General features: G+C 56.1%; 15 protein-coding genes. 5 read left to right on the forward strand and 10 right to left on the reverse strand.

Translation table 11 applies throughout. The features are described from left to right. Positions 1-14: 14 nt before the first annotated feature. Positions 15-2,255, reverse strand: a complete 2,241-nt coding sequence (locus tag ACQZ51_RS06800; protein WP_448776136.1) for a hypothetical protein — start codon at positions 2,253-2,255, stop codon at positions 15-17. A gap of 70 nt (positions 2,256-2,325) precedes the next feature. Then, positions 2,326-3,624 (reverse strand): adenylosuccinate synthase, encoded by a 1,299-nt coding sequence (locus ACQZ51_RS06805; RefSeq protein WP_042617464.1) that lies wholly within the window; start codon positions 3,622-3,624, stop codon positions 2,326-2,328. 218 nt (positions 3,625-3,842) lie between these two features. Here ACQZ51_RS06805 and ACQZ51_RS06810 point away from each other — a divergent pair, with 218 nt between their 5' ends. Beyond that, the gene (locus ACQZ51_RS06810) at positions 3,843-4,730 is read left to right on the forward strand and encodes a DMT family transporter (RefSeq protein WP_042617463.1); all 888 of its coding nucleotides are present in this window, start codon (positions 3,843-3,845) and stop codon (positions 4,728-4,730) included. Between the two features lie 41 nt (positions 4,731-4,771). Here ACQZ51_RS06810 and ACQZ51_RS06815 read toward each other — a convergent pair whose 3' ends face one another. The 3 genes from ACQZ51_RS06815 to ACQZ51_RS06825 all read right to left on the reverse strand — a co-directional run bounded on the left by ACQZ51_RS06815 (position 4,772) and on the right by ACQZ51_RS06825 (position 7,077). After that, positions 4,772-5,011 (reverse strand): hypothetical protein, encoded by a 240-nt coding sequence (locus tag ACQZ51_RS06815; RefSeq protein ID WP_448776137.1) that lies wholly within the window; start codon positions 5,009-5,011, stop codon positions 4,772-4,774. 203 nt (positions 5,012-5,214) lie between these two features. After that, positions 5,215-6,327: a hypothetical protein gene (locus ACQZ51_RS06820; RefSeq protein ID WP_448776138.1), complete on the reverse strand. Its 1,113-nt coding sequence runs from the start codon at positions 6,325-6,327 to the stop codon at positions 5,215-5,217. Between the two features lie 153 nt (positions 6,328-6,480). Then, on the reverse strand, positions 6,481-7,077 hold the full coding sequence (locus ACQZ51_RS06825; protein ID WP_448776139.1) for a DUF1134 domain-containing protein: 597 nt from the start codon (positions 7,075-7,077) through the stop codon (positions 6,481-6,483). A 148-nt stretch (positions 7,078-7,225) separates the two neighbouring features. Here ACQZ51_RS06825 and chpT point away from each other — a divergent pair, with 148 nt between their 5' ends. Further along, the gene (chpT, locus tag ACQZ51_RS06830; protein ID WP_448776140.1) at positions 7,226-7,876 is read left to right on the forward strand and encodes a histidine phosphotransferase ChpT; all 651 of its coding nucleotides are present in this window, start codon (positions 7,226-7,228) and stop codon (positions 7,874-7,876) included. Between the two features lie 64 nt (positions 7,877-7,940). Here the strand turns inward: chpT and ACQZ51_RS06835 are convergent, their stop codons facing one another. Continuing rightward, positions 7,941-8,456, reverse strand: a complete 516-nt coding sequence (locus ACQZ51_RS06835) for an N-acetyltransferase family protein (RefSeq protein WP_448776141.1) — start codon at positions 8,454-8,456, stop codon at positions 7,941-7,943. 99 nt (positions 8,457-8,555) lie between these two features. Continuing rightward, positions 8,556-9,260, reverse strand: a complete 705-nt coding sequence (gene ctrA / locus ACQZ51_RS06840; protein ID WP_042617459.1) for a response regulator transcription factor CtrA — start codon at positions 9,258-9,260, stop codon at positions 8,556-8,558. Between the two features lie 444 nt (positions 9,261-9,704). Here ctrA and ACQZ51_RS06845 point away from each other — a divergent pair, with 444 nt between their 5' ends. Next, positions 9,705-10,055: a hypothetical protein gene (locus ACQZ51_RS06845; RefSeq protein WP_042617458.1), complete on the forward strand. Its 351-nt coding sequence runs from the start codon at positions 9,705-9,707 to the stop codon at positions 10,053-10,055. Between the two features lie 241 nt (positions 10,056-10,296). After that, a complete protein-coding gene (locus ACQZ51_RS06850) occupies positions 10,297-10,716 on the forward strand; it encodes a GFA family protein (RefSeq protein WP_448776142.1) in 420 nt (139 codons plus the stop codon). Positions 10,717-10,869: 153 nt separating this feature from the next. On the opposite strand, the gene sciP is transcribed toward ACQZ51_RS06850, so the two are convergent. The 3 genes from sciP to cysQ all read right to left on the reverse strand — a co-directional run bounded on the left by sciP (position 10,870) and on the right by cysQ (position 13,388). After that, on the reverse strand, positions 10,870-11,145 hold the full coding sequence (gene sciP / locus ACQZ51_RS06855; RefSeq protein WP_027675777.1) for a CtrA inhibitor SciP: 276 nt from the start codon (positions 11,143-11,145) through the stop codon (positions 10,870-10,872). A gap of 329 nt (positions 11,146-11,474) precedes the next feature. Then, entirely contained in the window at positions 11,475-12,515 is a 1,041-nt protein-coding gene (locus ACQZ51_RS06860; RefSeq protein ID WP_448776143.1) for a DUF2793 domain-containing protein, read from the reverse strand. Positions 12,516-12,614: 99 nt separating this feature from the next. Then, positions 12,615-13,388 carry a 3'(2'),5'-bisphosphate nucleotidase CysQ gene (cysQ, locus tag ACQZ51_RS06865; RefSeq protein WP_448776144.1) on the reverse strand — a complete coding sequence of 258 codons (774 nt, stop codon included), beginning with the start codon at positions 13,386-13,388 and terminating at the stop codon, positions 12,615-12,617. 353 nt (positions 13,389-13,741) lie between these two features. Here cysQ and ACQZ51_RS06870 point away from each other — a divergent pair, with 353 nt between their 5' ends. Beyond that, positions 13,742-14,644 carry a branched-chain amino acid ABC transporter permease gene (locus tag ACQZ51_RS06870; RefSeq protein WP_448776145.1) on the forward strand — a complete coding sequence of 301 codons (903 nt, stop codon included), beginning with the start codon at positions 13,742-13,744 and terminating at the stop codon, positions 14,642-14,644. Positions 14,645-14,648: the final 4 nt, after the last annotated feature.

The raw sequence follows: 14,648 nt of genomic DNA on the forward strand, positions 1-14,648 counted from the left end.
ATGACAACAGCGCGTTACTGGTTGGTCGCGGGAACTGCGGCGCTCCACTCACGCAGCGCCGTGTCGAATGCGGCCTTGCCATCTGCACCCTTTTGAAGGGTCAGCAAAGCGCGACGACCATTGCGGTATGATACCGGAATGTCGATCCAGTCACGGGTGCGCATCAGCTCCAGATTGGTCTTCAACGCGTCCGGGAAATCGTTCAGCGCAATCATGTGGAAATCGTCGGTGATCTTGGCAGGTACCGCGATCAGGGCGTTTCCGCGATCCTGCTCCGTGCTCTTCATGGCGATGCGCTGGACGCTGTCGATTGCGCCGCCTTCAAAGCCTGCACCCACCGAGAAGACGATCTCGACCAGATGGCTGGCAGGCAGCGACGGATCTGTGTTGCGCTTGAAGGTGATCAATGCGCTGAGGCCACGTCCTGGAATGGTGATCTGACCCTGTACGGTGGCCGAAGGCTTACCATTCGCATCCGCTTCATTTTGCAGGCCCCATGAGACGGTGCCTTCAATGGCTGTTGGCACGGTCTGGCCCAGCACTTCCTCATAAAGGAACATGCGATGGCCAGATGCCGCAGCCGCCGCCTGTGGGGCGGGCGCCTGTCCGGCTGGAGCTGTTGTTGCGCCGGTTGTCGCTGCTGGCGTCTGGGCCGAGGCGTCGGGTGCCGCTTCGGTCTGCTGGTAAACAGACTGACCTTCGGCGGTCACTGGCTGGCCATTGGCTCCAGGGCCTGCGCCGTCGTCCTTTTCCGTACCATCAGTCAGAAGACGCTGTGTGTATTTCGTGCCTGTAACCGACCCATCGTCTGCCGCCTGAGGTGCGGTGGAAGAAGCTGGCTGCTGGCCAGTTGTGCCGGTCTGCGCCGCTGGTGTGCTGGTTGCAGGCGTATTGGCTGGCGCGGAGGCCGTTTCGGTCGGCGTTTGCGTTGACGTGCCCGTGCTGTTCTGGGCTGATTGCACCAGACCGCCGACCATGTCGTTCAGCGCATCGCGATTGGTCCAAAGAGCGTAGGCTCCGCCTGCCAAAAGTACGACGCCGCACAGGCCAAGAACCATGCCCGAATAGTTGCGCTTGCGTTTTTTCTGAGTTCTGTACGCAGACGCCGGGATGCCATCGGCGGCGATGCCAGAGCTGAAATCATCGTTTCTGGCATTGTTCGATACGTTGCCTGACGTCCCGTCATAGCCGATCAGCTCTTCCAGATCGTCCCATGGAGTGCGTTCCGCATCGTCCTTCTTAGGCGTCTGAGGTGCGAAAGGATCTTCATCGGCGCGCGGCAGGCCCGGGGTGGATTTTGCCGTCAGGTCAAGCGATGTGTCCTGGAAATAGGTGGAGTAATCTTCGACGACAGCAGGGGGCTGCTTTGGTGCACCCGTCTGCTGGTCTTGATGACGCTGATCTTCATCAGCAAAGGTTGGAGCCTCACCAAAGTGAATCTCGTCGTGGCGCGTATCTGCCCGCTGATCCTCTGTGACCGCATCCTGATAATAGGGTGACGGGGCGGAGTAGCTTGCATCATAGGGCTGGGCAATATTCGCGTGGAAGACATCGCTGTCGTCCGAAGGACGGGCTGGTTCCCGGTGAAGGTCTTCGTCCGCCTGATGATTGGTTTCCTCGTGCGGATAGGCGTCGCGGTTGTCTGCGGGCGTATCCTGTCCAACCCAGTTCTGGTGGGCGTGATCTTCCGGTTCGGCAGCAACAGGCTCAACCTCAACCTGAGGCGGGGTAAAGCGTGTTACTTCCGTCGCCGTCGTGAAATAGGTCGGCGCTTCCGGTTCACGGCTCACATATTCATCGACCGGCTCGGCGTAGCGCTCTTGGGCTTCCGGTTCGTCGTGATATGTTTCGGGCTCAACGGGAGCAGGCTCTACCGGTGCGTAAACCGGCTGCTCTTCGGGAGCTGCGGGTTCCTCGTACGCGCGTTGTTCCTCGGCGACGGTTTCCTCATAATAGGGCGAGGAGACATCAGGCGTTGGCGGGGCAGCAACGGGTGCTGCCACCGCTTCGGCGTAATCTTCATCGTCCTCAACGGCGGGAAGCGCCTCGGCGTAGTCACCTTCAACCTCGGCAATGGCTGTGTCCAGCTTCAGAATCTGCCGCTTCAGCAGTTCTTCGGGCGGACGCGGCTTCATATTCTCAAGCTGGCGCACGACAGCGCTCCGCGCTTTGTCGTAAACCTTTGCCCGGTTTTCAGGAGTATTGTTCGCCAAGCCATCCACGGCCTTGCGAATGACTGCTACAAAATCCGCCATAAGCACTTTCTCGTCGAGGCCAATGACGTTCTGGCCTGATATGGTTTACCAAACATGATCGCTGAGGACATTAGTCCTCAAACGGATCAGTCACAAGTATGGTGTCATCCCGCTCGGGGCTGGTCGATAGAAGCGCAACGGGCGCTCCGATCAACTCCTCGACCTGGCGGACATATTTGATAGCTTGAGCAGGCAAATCCGCCCATTTGCGGGCGCCGACTGTGGATTCTTTCCAGCCTTCAAGCGTGATGTAGATCGGCTCGACGCGCGCCTGCGCGCCCTGGCTTGCTGGAAGATGCTCGATTTCCTGACCGTCCAGCTTGTAGCCAACGCAGATCTTCAATTCTTCGAGACCATCGAGAACATCGAGCTTCGTCAGCGCAATGCCGGTGATGCCATTGGTTGCAACGGACTGGCGAACCAGTGCAGCGTCAAACCAGCCGCAACGGCGCTTACGGCCCGTTACAGTACCGAACTCGTGGCCTTTTTCGCCCAGGAACTGGCCGATTTCATCGTGCAGTTCCGTCGGGAAGGGGCCTTCGCCAACGCGTGTCGTATAAGCTTTGGTGATGCCGAGAATATAGCCGAGCGAGCCCGGACCCATGCCCGAACCGGCAGATGCCTGACCGGCGACCGTGTTGGACGAGGTGACATAGGGATAGGTGCCGTGGTCGATATCGAGCAGCGAGCCCTGCGCACCTTCAAACAAGATGCGTTCGCCAGCGCGGCGCTTCTTGTCGAGCAGAAGCCATACGGTTTCGCTGAAGGGCAGGATCTTGTCTGCGACCGACGTCAGTTCTTCCATGATGGTTTCATGGGAGACTTCCGCTGCACCGAAGCCGCGACGAAGGGCATTATGGTGGGTCAGAATACGATCGACCTTGGCGGAAAGAGCGTCCTTGTCTTCCAGATCCATGACGCGAATGGCGCGGCGGCCAACCTTGTCTTCGTAGGCCGGGCCAATACCACGACGGGTCGTGCCGATCTTTGTGCCGCTGTTGGAAGCCGCGTCTTCGCGCATGCCATCCAGTTCGCGGTGCAGCGAGAGAATAAGGGTTGCGTTGTCAGCAATCCGCAGGTTCTGCGGCGTGACCTTAACGCCTTGAGCGTCCAGGCGTCCGATTTCTGCGATCAGCGCGTGCGGGTCAACGACGACGCCGTTGCCGATAACGGCAAGCTTGCCGGGGCGTACCACGCCGGAGGGCAAAAGCGACAGCTTGTAGCTGACGCCATCAATGACGAGCGTATGACCTGCATTATGACCACCCTGGTAGCGCACGACGACGTCTGCGCGCTCCGAAAGCCAGTCAACGATCTTACCCTTGCCTTCATCGCCCCACTGCGAGCCGACCACCACGACATTCGTCATTTCTTGCTTTCCTGCTCCTGGCGCATAAACGCCCCTTACTAAAACCCGCGAATGTATACTGCGTTGTTTTGCGGAAAGCGACCCTGTTTATAGGGGGAATCCTTGTTTTTCCGGCACAATTCGGTTTCAGGGCGCTAACCTGGGCCCGATCCCTCCTTGCGGAACGCGAATCGGCGGTGCAGAACAGCGGCGGTTGTTGATCTGAAAGTCGAAAATCCGTGTCATCCAGAGCCTATCTCGTTTTGATCATCGCCACACTGTGCTGGGGCGGTAACGCCGTGGCGGGAAAGCTGGCGGTTGGGCATGTCAGCCCCATGGTTCTGACATTTCTGCGGTGGGCCATAGCGGTGGCCGTCATAACCGCAATCTCTCTGCCGCACCTGCGCCGCGACTGGCCGGTTGTGAAAACGCGGCTGCCCTATTTTTTCGCTTTGGGTGCAGTGGGCTACACATGTTTCAACGCCACGCTCTACACCGCGCTGAAACATACCTCGGCCATCAATGTTGCCGTCATTCAGGCTGGCATTCCCATGGTCATCTTTGCGCTGAACTTCGCGCTATTCCGCACGCGGATCTTCGCGGGCCAGATCATCGGTTTCATTCTGACCATTACGGGTGTGTCGCTTCTCGCCTCCCACGGTGATCTCTTGTCACTGTTGCACCTCGACATGAACATTGGCGACGCCATCATGCTGCTCGCGGTTCTTTCCTATGCCATCTATACCGTCATGCTGCGCTGGAAGCCCGTTGTTAACTGGCGCACGCTAATGGCCATTCCAGCTATGGCCGCCTTGGTGTCATCGGTTCCGCTTCTGTTGTGGGAAGTTTCGCAGGAGACGGCCCAGTGGCCGGACGCAAAAGGCTGGGTGATAACGGTTTACACCGCTCTGTTTGCATCTCTCGTCGCGCAGATTTTCTTTATCATGGGTGTTGAGCGTATCGGGCCCAACCGTGCCGGTCTTTTCATCAATCTCATCCCGGTGTTCGGAACATTTCTGTCCGTGCTCATCCTTGGAGAGATCCTGCATCCCTACCAGCTGATTGCCTTGCTGCTGACGCTGACAGGCATAGCCGTTGCAGAAAGAAAAAAACCGCCGGTTCCATAAGGAAACGGCGGCAAGTTGGTCATGTATTCAAAAATGCGTGGTCAGTTGGCCGCAAGCGACTGATCAAAGTCAGCGAAATAATTATCCAGTGCGGATCTCATCTGAGATGCCGCCAGATCAAGCGTGCAGGCGCTGCCAACAGGCGCGACAGCTGCAACAACGTTTCGTTCGATAGACATAAATCCGCGGGCAAATCCGCCGGGGCCTGCCGCTTCGGCGTGGCTTGCGACAGACGCGATAACGATGCCACAGATGGCGGCAGCAAAGAGTTTCTTCAGCATTGTCATACCCCGTTTTTGCGTCGGCCAGCTTGGTGCCGGTCTTGTCCGCTGTGTCCTGTCGGCGTCAGATGCTTTGCGTCTGGGCCAGTGAGGACGACATTACAGGGCGGGCTTTTCAGGGGCTTTAAACAGATAGCTACAATTTTATCCGTTGTTATTTTTAATGCGAACGATCTCGATTTTTCTTCGCGAGATGAAAACGTTCAGCTGTTTTGTTGAGCTACAAGGTCGCTGGCGCGGCTTGCCAGGTTTTTACGACCGGTTTGGCTGGATGCCGCAGCGATCATGGACGGGATCGGAGAAGCACTGCCTTCCTGAGCCATTGTCAGCGCGATCATGCGTGCGGCGATCTGCGAGATTTCCCGGCGAATCGCTTCGTCATTGCCGCTGCCTCGGCTGTTCAGCAATCGCTCGGTCAAAGCCGTGCCCTGGTTGCGAATATCCTCGATTTCGCGGGCTATCCTCTCCGGTGAGGCTGCCTGGGTGTTTGCTGCCACGACGGTTGCGGGTGCGGCAACGACAGTTGCTTCCGGGGCTGCAGGCTTTGCGGTGTTTTCCATCTGCGCCTTGAGCCTTGCTGCTTCCTGTGTGCGGCGCTCCAGCAGCAGTTCCTTGTCGGCGTGGCGCGCGGCTTCCTGGGCGAGCTGCTCTTCCAGCCGCGCGACCTTGCGGCTTTCGCGGTTAACATTGCTGGACAGCTCGCGGTTTCTGGAAGTCACTTCATCAAGTTCTTTTGTCAGCGCTTCCCTCTCATTACGCCACGAGGCGGCTTTATGCCTCGCTTGTTCAACTTCCAGATCCCGGGCAGACAGGGCAATCTTCAGATCGTCAAATTCGCGGGAAATGGCGCTGATGCGCTTGGTGAGGCCGGAAATCTCTTGCGTGCGGGAAATGGCGGTTTCCTCGGCGTCACTTAAAGCTGATTTCAGCCGGGCTGCCGTATCTTCATGCCGACGCGCTTTGGCGCGCAGATCGCTGGCTTCCAGCCGCATCTGTTCCAGCTCGGATGTCAGCTCACGGGTTTCATTCAGCAATTTGCCTGCTTCGTCCAATGCACCGGCATTGCGAAATTTCAGGGAAAGAGCCTTTTCGCGCTCGGCATCCAGTTCCTGGCGGGTGCGGGCGTTTTCTGCCGCGTATAAAGCGCGGGCCATATCCTTTTGCGCACGCACTTCCTGCGGGCTGATTGGCATCGTGGCGCGCAGGCGCTTCTCCGTATAGACGACGATGCGGCGATGGATCGCGGGTGCCATTAGCGACACAAGGAGAATGGCGGTGAGAAAACCCAGGCCGAAAAGAAGTGAGTACTCGATCACGCAGCGCGTCTCCATACGAAATACAGTGCCGGAAACCGTCTAGGTCGTTCATATCCCGGTCTATTCCATCGGCGCTATGTCTTGCACGCCAATCTTGCGTCAGGCCTTATATCCGGTGCGGCGACATTTCTGTCAGTCGCAAAGTCATGCCTCTCAGAACGGGTTCCAGGTGGGTTGTGGGGTCAGTTTGAGGTAGCCGACATTGATGCCAAGACGGGCGCCGATACCGGTTCTGATTGGAGCAATGGTCACATCGCTGTTTTTCAGCACGGTCATGCCCACGCCAGCAACAATGAAAGCGGAACCGCTGACGCCACCGTAACGGCGGTAGAGCGAGTTGACCGCGGGCAGGTTATAGACAAGCATCATGGCGCGTGTGCCCTGGCCACCATAATCCAGGCCGAGCGAGGGACCCTGCCAGAACACAGGGTGCTGACCGGCATTCTTGGTGTAAAGCTGGCCTTCGCCATAGGTCAGGCCTGCGACGAACGCGCCTGAGCCTTCCTGGCCCAGAATATAACCATTGGGCAGGCCATATTGCTGGAATGCGCGTTCAACGACCTTGGCCAGTCCGCCCGTCGTTTCGCCAAAGAACCCATGTCCGGCGTCAACAATTTCCTGTAGGGAATATTGGTCGCTGCTTTGGGCAGAGGCGTGCGCGGCACACACGAAAAGGCTCGTGAACGCCAGGAAAATTCTGAAGAGTCCGAGGCGTGCGATGGTGCGGAGTTCGGTCAGTCGCATCTTCAATTCCGTCCGTCTGTTTCGTTCGTTTTGCCCTGTTAAGACATTTGGCATTTTGAAACCATGATATTAACAATCGGTTTACCAAATATGGTGTCATTATGGCTTAATAATTTCCACACCGTCCGCGCAGCCTTGCGCAGGAGAAAATTTTATGACGAGCAAACCGAATCTGACGCTGTCCGGCCCCGATCTTGCGGCGCTGCTGTGCAGTCGCGTCTGCCATGATGTGATTTCGCCTGTTGGTGCGATCAACAACGGGCTGGAGCTGCTGGATGAGGGCGGCTCGGACGAAGACGCGCTGGACCTGATCCGTACCTCGGCGCTCAATGCCTCGGTCCGCCTCAAATTCGCCCGTCTGGCATTCGGTGCATCCGGTTCAGCCGGAGCGTCCATCGATACGGGCGAGGCCGAAAAGGCCGCCAAGGACTTCGCCGCCGCTGAAAAGAAGGCAGAGGTGAGCTGGACAGGCCCGCGCGCCATCATCCCGAAGAACCGCGTGAAGATGCTGCTCAACCTCTTCCTCGTGGCCTACAGCGCCATTCCGCGCGGCGGCAATGTGGATATCGTTCTGGAAAACCCGGAGACCGATGCGCGGTTCGAAATTACGGTCAAAGGCCGCATGATGCGCGTTCCGGCCAAATTCGCCGCACTCTCGCAGGGTACTGAAGAAGAGGCCGTCGATGCACATTCCGTGCAGCCTTACTACACCCTGCTGATGGCTGAAGAAGCCGGCATGAAAATCAGCTATGAAGCGCATGAAGATCGTATCGTCTTCACAGCATCCATGGTGGAAGCCGCTTAAAGACGTTGCAAGTGTGATGTTCGAACCGGGCGGCCCTGCGCTGCCCGGTTTGTTCTGTTTCACGTTATCTAGTCCGGCACTCCATCACCTCGTTCAGGTAGGCCTGATCGTCGATGCGGAAGTGCGTCTCACCAATCGTCACAAATCCGTTGGCCATGTAAAATTGCCGCGCGGCGCTATTTTCGGTATTGACCGACAACCACACGGTTTCAATGTCTTTGGCAGCGCATATTGCCAGCGCTGCCTGCAAAAGGCGCTTGCCTATGCCCTTGCCGTGGTGTCTCGGCTGTAAATAAAGCGTCTTGATCTCAGTCTGTGCCATGCTTGGGGACGGCGCGGGGAGATCAAAGGAAAGGCGGATAAAGCCGTCGATCCCATCCTCGTTTTCCGAAACGATGAGATGGTCGTTGGCGCTGCCTAGGATTGCTTCGAATTTTTCCGAGGTGAATTCGCGCAGCGCGTAATCGGCAAAAAATGCGTTCACGCCAAGGCGCAGATAGGTGCCAATCCAGACTTCCAGTGAAATCGCGGCAAGGCTTGAAGCGTCGGACGGCAGGGCGTCTCTGATTCTCAAAGTCATCGTTCCACTCACCGAAGGTAATTGCGCTGAATGCTTACTTCAAAAACGAGAAAAACCGCCTTTGAGGGCGGTTTTCAGGGATCATGCCTGCGGGCGTAATCAAGCGGTTTCGAGATATTCCGTCGCGCCATCCGGCTCGCGCAGAACGTATCCACGGCCCCAGACGGTTTCGATGTAGTTCGCGCCGCCTGCAGCGTTTGCCAGCTTCTTGCGCAGCTTGCAGATGAAAACGTCGATGATCTTCAGTTCAGGCTCATCCATGCCGCCATAGAGGTGGTTGAGGAACATTTCCTTGGTGAGCGTCGTACCCTTGCGAAGCGAAAGAAGCTCCAGCATCTGGTATTCCTTGCCCGTCAGGTGAACGCGCTGGCCGCCGACTTCAACAGTCTTGGCATCCAGATTGACGATCAGCTCGCCCGTGGAGATGACCGACTGGGCATGTCCCTTGGAGCGACGAACGATAGCGTGAATGCGAGCGACGAGCTCATCCTTGTGGAAAGGCTTCGTCATATAGTCGTCGGCGCCAAAGCCAAGGCCGCGAACCTTGTCTTCAATACCCGCCATGCCTGAGAGAATCAGGATCGGGGTCTTTACCTTGGACAGGCGAAGCGTTCTCAGAACCTCATAGCCAGACATGTCGGGCAGGTTGAGGTCGAGCAGAATGATGTCGTAATCGTAGAGTTTTCCAAGATCTACACCTTCCTCTCCAAGATCGGTCGTATAGACGTTGAAACTTTCCGACTTCAGCATCAGCTCAATGCTCTGAGCTGTTGCGCTGTCGTCTTCGATTAGTAGAACCCGCATAATTATCCCCTTTGCCGCCGCGGAAGGTAAATGATTGCCTTTTGCGCGATACGGATCCAGTCGTTGCCTGATTTGCAGGCTGCCACCAAATGGTTAACAAATTCTAATTACCTTTGGCAAGGTGCGAAGAATTTATTAAAATTTGGTTCCAGACTACTGTTTTTCAACGCGAATCCGCATCACCAAAATTGAATCATAACGTGAACAGATCCCGTTAAGTGACTCAATCGACTCCTACATTGTCGTTCCCGTGTTTTTTCGGGCTTGGCGTTTACCGACCTTTAAATGATCTGCCTTATCATTAACGATGCCCGTAAACGAAAGGTTAACAGCGTCGATTTTTTATTAACGTTGGGTAACTTTTAAGAATCATTCCGGCACATGCCTGGGTGAAGGGTCGGTTCCAGTTTTTACCGGGGTCTCGCTATCCACGGAGTATTGCGTATGAAGTCGCGTGACAGCCTAGTTCGCCTGAAGGAATTTCAGGTCAACGAAAAACGTCGTCAGTTGCAGCAGTTGCAGATGATGATGTCCGAATTCGAACGAATGGCCAAGGAATTGGTCCATCAGATTTCTCTGGAGGAGAGCAAATCAGGAATCACCGATCCGACACATTTCGCCTATCCGACCTTTGCCAAGGCTGCACGCCAGCGCGCAGATAATCTTCAGGTTTCCATCCGCGAACTGAAGATGCAGGAAGAAGCCGCCGAAGCCGTTCTGGAAGAAGTCCAGGCCGAATTCGAGCGGGCGACAGCGCTTGAAACACGAGACGTTGCCATTCGCGCTCGCGCGTGAGGGGGCTTCGAAATTAACGTCTTCATTGACGGTGGCCAGTGGATCAGGAGGCTGCTTTCAATGGCTGACGCCTCATGATGTCGTCGGAACGTCGCTCAGATGTCCGGCGCTAATCGTCTTTATAGACACGAAAAATGACCGCCCCTCGGAGGGCGGTTTTTTTATGCGCGTGATCTAGCGTCAGGGATCGGTTACAAACGCTGACACTTGAGGATTGGAGCCAACGAAAGACGGAGCAGAATTGGCGAACGCACAAAAAATAACCCGTGGATCATGTCTGTGCGGGCGTGTGCACTGGGAATTTCGTGGCGAGATTTCGGATGCAACGATCTGCAACTGTACCGCTTGTCGCCGTTATGGCGTTCTGTGGGCTTATGACTATGACGGTCACGGAATTTCGATAGAAGATCCGCAGGATCGGTTGGTCGGGTATCAGCGCGAATCGAATGTTCTGTCGTTCAGATTCTGTAAGACGTGCGGCAATCTGGTCTCTTGGCGCAGAACGAAAGCCGAGGAAGACGGACGCGTCAGGGTTGCGGTGAACTTGCGGCTGGCAGACCCTGCTGACGTTGCAGATATCCCGATCGTTCGGTACGAAGGCTTGCAAAGTCACGAGGATTTGCCGTCTGATGGTCGGACTGTGACGGACGTCTGGTTTTGAAGCCGGTCTAAGTCCGACACTGCATAGGGCGGGAGAATAGCTCTCAATTATGCATGATCTGAAGACAAATCAGCGCCACACATTCCCTTTCATTTGGGGGAATGGTGACGCTTGATCCTGTCGATGACGCCCTCTAAAATAAGACGGCGCTAGCTAGTGGCGGTATTGCTGGATGCGCGTTGTGCGCAGACCTGCAAGGCCGTGGTCACTGATGGATGACTGCCAGGAGAGAAACTCCTCTACTGTCAGCGTATATCGTTCGCAGGCTTCCTCGAGGCTTAACAGTCCTCCTCGTACCGCGGCGACAACCTCTGCTTTTCGCCTGATGACCCAGCGGCGCGTGTCCGCGGGGGGCAAGTCGGCAATCGTCAAAGGGCTGCCATCGGGGCCGATGACATATTTAACTCGTGGGCGTATCATTTCGGTCATTGGACACTCTACACAAACTCAAGACCATATTTGATGTACTTTAGGACCGTACCTTTAAAAATTACCTAAGCTGCTTGAGAGAATTTGTTAAGAATTTGAATGGTTTCGCCTGATTTGTTCGAGCTTTGCTGGATTCTTGCGCCCAAAAGAAAAATTCATTTTGTCGCTTTTTCTGCCATTTTTTATGAATCTCATTTCGTGAGGAATTCATAATATAAGTATTTTGGCGTGAATCCCGTGATGTCGCGTCTTGGAAGGGCGGATCCAACGTTCATGAGCAGGTTCACCTGCCGCCGACCTTGAGCCAGCGACACGTGTTAGGAAATGCGTCAGAGCATAAGCAAGCTCATTTCAGTCTTTCCCACCCCATAGGCCAGTTGGCACGTGCCGCTGTGAGCGAGCGACAAGCGGTCATTTACGGTGAGTGAAACGAGGAAGGTGGCCGATTGCAGGCTTTCTGCGGCGGAGGTCGTCCCATTCAGCGCAAAAGAACTTGCCGTACCGTTGATCCTGACGGTGACTGTGTGGCCAGAGGAGGAGACGACGGCGAGTGACAGTGTCAGGGCGTAGATGCCGGTGACGGGAACCCGAACTTCTTTCAGCGTATCCACCACGACGTTGCCGAGTGCAAAGCCTCCCTGCTGGATGCCAAGGGTTGTGAAGCCCGAGACTGAGCCTGCCGCATGGGAAATGTTGCCGCTTGCTCGCCCGGCGCGCACCAGCGGTCTGGCGGGCATGGAAACATGGCCAGCGCCAGACACGGAAATGGCGGTTGTCCATGTTGCGCCATCTGCGGAGGTTTTGATGGCGAAACTGTCATTGCCAGCCAGTCCCATTTCGGCCCTGCCGCTCCAGTTGGACTGAAACAGCAATGAAGCCGTGTCAGCCGCCGTTGCCTTGTTGACCTTTATCTGGTGCCCACCGCCCGACGACGCATTGGTGAAAAGCGTGGCTGATGCGGCCACGGCCAGCCGGTTTGTGTCGTCAGCGGTGGCATTCACGCCCAATTGCTCAAAGCTGGCAACGCCCGGCAGCGCAATCGCCTGCCATGCACCGTTCTGCAAGGCCTTGAAGCGCATGCTTTCGAGAAACCATGCGCGCCAACCGTCTTGCGGGGTGACATAGATCCACGCACCATCTTGCCGGAAAGCCAGCTTTCCTGCCTTGCCTGCCCATTCGCCTGTGGGAGAGGGGGATATGAGAAAGCAGTCGCCTTCCGCAGGCGTTGACGGCGGTTCTGCGGCTTCGGTGCGGATGACCAGTTGCGTGATGGCATCGAGCCTTTGCAGGGCCTCGTTGTGGGTGACGTGCTTCTGCGCCTGGGAAGGCAGGATATAAGGAAGTTCAAGTCTTGTCGTCTGTTCTGTCATGGCTCAATCTCCGTTGCGCGAGAGATTGTGCGGCCGTGGAAGGTGCCATTGAGAAAAAAACGAAAATATTTTTGATGAAGACGAACCGTGCCGCAGCCCTCAGGGCATTGCGCCCCATGCGATGAAATCCGGGTTGGCAAGCCCGTCTTCGGTTCCGTCGGTGATCTCATAGCGCAAGGGATGACCGGCCATATCCAGCGTGATGCCACCGGCAGCCCGTAATACGGCATCGCCAGCGGCTGTATCCCACATCATGGTGCGGCTGAAGCGCGGATACACATCGGCCGCACCCTCGGCCAGCATGCAGAATTTCAGCGAGGAGCCAATGGATATGCTGTCGATCAAGCCATGCTCTGCCACAAAGGCTTCGGTTTTCGGCGTGCAGTGCGAACGGCTGATGACGGCAATGGGGATTGTCGGCTTGGCGCGGCAGCGAACCCTGCGCACATCCATCTCTTCAAACGCATCCGAGACATGGACCTTGCAGGCCGTCCCACCGTCTCCTGTCCAGAGGACCTTGAGGGCCGGTGCATATACAACGCCCAGAACGGGTGTGCCGTCACGCACCAGTGCGATGTTAACGGTAAAATCCTGCTTGCCGGAGATAAACTCCTTGGTGCCATCCAGCGGATCGACAAGGAAAAACTCGTTTCGCGTCTCCGGGACAATGCCGTGGGCCGCTGCCTCTTCGGCAACAACTGGAATATCGGGAAAGTGCTGTGCCAGCGCATCAAGGATAATGTCTTCTGCTCGTTGATCGGCTTCGGTCACGGGGGAGCAGTCGTTCTTGTAGGTGACGTGCGGACCAGCGGCATGGACCGCCATGATCTCTCTGCCAGCCATCAAGGTGGCCGCGGTCAAAATATCGAGCATTGGAGTCCCCTAGACAATCGTAGACGCTGTCCCTAGCAGAGAGGACATAAGCTTTTCGAGCCCAGTTTACAACGCAAGGAACGTGCCGTTCATTTTTGGAAATGGCGGTGCTTTGCGTGGAATTGACGGGCGTCAGCTGTTTTTTGCGGCATCTCATGCTGAAATTCTGACCGTTGTGGAGCTTCGTCAGGCAATCACTGGGGAAATTCCAAATAATAAGCTGTTTTACAGATTTTTGACTTCACATTTTTTTCGAACGCGATATGGGTTTTAGACAAGGGGGACAAAAAATGCAGCCCCCGGAAGCAACATAACGAGACCTGTTTCGCAGAGAATAGGTCCGGGGGAAAGATATGGAGTACTTCGTCCAGCAGCTCATAAACGGGCTGACTCTTGGCTCGATCTATGGCCTCATCGCTATCGGCTATACGATGGTTTATGGCATTATCGGCATGATCAACTTCGCCCATGGCGATATCTTCATGCTTGGCGGCTTTGCTGCATTGATCGTCTTCCTTGTTCTCACATCGTTTTTTGCCGGTATACCGGTCGCGATCCTTCTTCTTGTCATGATGGTCGTCGCGATGCTGATGACCGGCCTGTGGAACTGGGCGATTGAACGCGTGGCCTATCGTCCGCTGCGCGGCTCATTCCGCCTTGCGCCGTTGATTACCGCCATCGGCATGTCGATTGCACTGTCCAACTTCATTCAGGTCACGCAGGGCCCGCGCAACAAGCCGATCCCGACGCTGGTGACGGATGTCTACCATTTCGGCGCCATCACGATTTCGCTGAAGCAGCTGTTGATTGTTGTGATCACGTCGGTCCTGCTGCTTGCCTTCTGGTATATCGTCAACAAGACGCCTCTTGGCCGTGCGCAGCGCGCAACCGAGCAGGACCGCAAGATGGCAGCACTTCTGGGCGTTGATGTCGACCGTACGATCTCCATCACCTTCGTCATGGGTGCCGCACTCGCCGCAGTCGCAGGCTCCATGTACTTGATGTATTACGGTGTTGCGTCCTTCAATGATGGCTTCATTCCTGGCGTCAAGGCGTTTACCGCCGCTGTTCTCGGTGGCATTGGTTCACTGCCCGGTGCTGTGCTCGGTGGTTTGTTGATCGGCCTTATTGAGAGCCTATGGTCGGCGTATTTCTCCATCGCCTACAAGGATGTTGCGGCATTCGCCATCCTCGCATTCGTGCTGATTTTCAAGCCGACCGGTATTCTGGGCCGTCCGGAAGTCGAGAAGGTTTAAGATC

The organism is Agrobacterium sp. CG674 (assembly GCF_053521645.1).